General features: G+C 64.2%; 1 protein-coding gene, 2 tRNA genes and 1 pseudogene. All 4 read left to right on the top strand.

Annotation, left to right across the window (positions count from 1 at the left end):
* Positions 1-497, top strand: a pseudogene (locus tag AAFP35_RS26200) (mammalian cell entry protein); the annotation flags it as partial.
* Between the two features lie 102 nt (positions 498-599).
* A tRNA-Met gene (locus AAFP35_RS26195) sits at positions 600-676 on the top strand.
* Positions 677-877: 201 nt separating this feature from the next.
* Complete coding sequence (locus AAFP35_RS26190; RefSeq protein ID WP_419224614.1) at positions 878-1,636, top strand: SDR family NAD(P)-dependent oxidoreductase; 759 nt, start codon at positions 878-880, stop codon at positions 1,634-1,636.
* A 72-nt stretch (positions 1,637-1,708) separates the two neighbouring features.
* Positions 1,709-1,785, top strand: a tRNA-Met gene (locus tag AAFP35_RS26185).
* Positions 1,786-1,937: the final 152 nt, after the last annotated feature.

The raw sequence follows: 1,937 nt of genomic DNA, 5'->3' as shown, positions 1-1,937 counted from the left end.
CGCAGATCTCGAAGTTGTTGCAGGAGAACGGCGATGATCTGTCGACCGTGGTGAAGCAGCTGGCGGGTACGGTACGCACCGTCGCGCCGACGTCGTTCGCGGTCGCGCCGACCTTCGCGATGCTGTCGCAGTTGTCGGCCAGCAGCCACGCCACCGCCCCCGGTGACGGGCAGATCCATTTCGGTGTCGTGCTCGAGACCAACAATCCGCCCGCGTGTACGCGTGGCTACGAGAGCACCCAGGCGATGGTGCAGGAGATGAAGCGTAAGGACCCGTCGTTCGACATCCGCTACGACGACTTCCCGTTCAACACCAATGCACAGTGTTCGGTACCGGTGGGCAACCCGACCGGCGTGCGCGGCGCCGAGCGCGCCACTCTCGCGAATCCGGATCATTCGCAGCCATGGGACAAGACTCCGAAGAAAGACCCCGACAAGCTCAACCTCAATCCGCTCGCGCAGCAGCTGGCGACGCTCATGGGCGTCCACGCGAAGTGAGCGACGACGTGGTGGCGATCACACGTATCTGTGCAGGTCAGGGGCGCGATCGGGTGCGATTTGCATCGTCGACGAACCGGTGTGTAACGTTGTGTTCACCAACGCGGGGTGGAGCAGCTCGGTAGCTCGCTGGGCTCATAACCCAGAGGTCGCAGGTTCAAATCCTGTCCCCGCTACCACTATTCAGGCCCCGACCGGAACTCCGGTCGGGGCCTGAATGCTTTTCTCATGTGCCCCGTCTGATCCGGTGGGATTGTCTACGGTTTCACACGTGGGCAGCGGACTATTCCGCCGCCCTGTCACGTTGATTCACTTGTAAAACACATGACGGTCTCAGGCGTTCTGATCACACCTGGGGACACCCGATCAGGAGGTGGGCGATGACGTTCGAGAACAAGGTGGCACTGGTGACCGGCGGCGGCAGCGGACTCGGTGAGGCGGTTGCGAAGGAGATTGCCGGGCTCGGCGCCAAGGTCGTGGTCGCCGACATCGATCTCGATGCGGCAGAACGTGTGGTCGGCGAGATCGCTGCCGACGGTGGGGTGGCGTCGGCCTTCCAGGCGAACACGGCCAAACCCGAAGATGCCGAGCGCTCAGTCGCTTTCGCGGTCTCGACCTACGGCAAACTCAACTATGCCGTCAACAACGCCGGCATCGGTGGTACCCCGGCCCCCTTGGGGGAGATCGACATCGAGGACTTCAACCGGGTGATCGGCATCGACCTGTCCGGTGTCGCCTACGGCCTGCGCTACCAGATCCCGGCGATGCTCGAGGCCGGCGCAGGCGAGTCCGCCATCGTCAACATGGCGTCGATTCACGGTGAGGTGGCTGCGCCGTTCAGCGCCGCGTACACGGCTGCCAAGCACGGAGTCGTGGGACTGACCAAGAATGCCGCCGCCGAATACGGTGCAGCTGGTCTGCGCGTCAACGCGGTCGGCCCGGGCATCATCGAGACGCCGCTCATCCAAGAGGCCGCCTCCGCAGAGGGCGCCCGCACGGCGATGGTCGAGAAGCATCCGCTCGGACGCCTCGGACGTCCGGAGGAGATCGCCAAGGTCGTCCGCTTCCTGCTCTCCGACGACGCCTCGTTCGTCACCGGCGCCTACTGGAAGGTGGACGGCGGGTACACGACCGTCTGACCGGCGGCGCGCAAGCACACCCGACCCCCGCCGTCGGCGACCATGACAGGTGTGTAAGCTGGGCGGAGTCAACGCGGGGTGGAGCAGCTCGGTAGCTCGCTGGGCTCATAACCCAGAGGTCGCAGGTTCAAATCCTGTCCCCGCTACCACGTCGAGTGCCCCCGTCCGGATATCCGGGCGGGGGCACTCGTTTTCTGTCCAGAATGGTGTGTGCGGTCACCACACCACGAACAGGTCGGGGTTAATGGCCAAAATGTGTGTATGGCTGTCGGCGTGTCTTGGTCGGGTTAGCGTGATCGTC

Origin of the sequence: Gordonia sp. CPCC 206044 (assembly GCF_048537895.1) — a bacterium.
Taxonomy (GTDB): domain Bacteria; phylum Actinomycetota; class Actinomycetes; order Mycobacteriales; family Mycobacteriaceae; genus Gordonia.
The sequence above is the reverse complement of the archived record's forward strand: the minus strand, read 5'-3'. Positions and strand labels throughout refer to the sequence as shown.